At 66.8% G+C, this 235-nt stretch carries 1 protein-coding gene; it reads left to right on the forward strand.

The genetic code is table 11. The features are described from left to right. On the forward strand, nucleotides 1–235 hold a 235-nt coding region (locus tag IEQ44_RS16530; RefSeq protein WP_438861861.1), incomplete at both ends, for a TrbJ/VirB5 family protein.

Here is a 235-nt window from a genome sequence, read left to right on the forward strand (position 1 = left end):
TGGAGCAATTGAAGGGCAAGGCGACGACGGCGCAGGGCCAGTTGGAAGCCCGCGGCTACGCCAACCAGTTCGCCAGCCAGCAGGCCAACCAGCTCATGCAAATCCGTGGCCTTCTGCTTGCGCAGCAGAACGCCATCGCCACGCAGATGCAGGCCCAGCAGGACCGGCAGGCCCAGCAGGACGCTGCGGGCGCGAAGCTGCGCGAGGGTTCGTACCGCGCAAGCCCGTCTAAGAC

It is taken from the genome of Nocardioides malaquae, assembly GCF_015070385.1.
In the GTDB taxonomy this organism is placed as follows: domain Bacteria; phylum Actinomycetota; class Actinomycetes; order Propionibacteriales; family Nocardioidaceae; genus Nocardioides; species Nocardioides malaquae.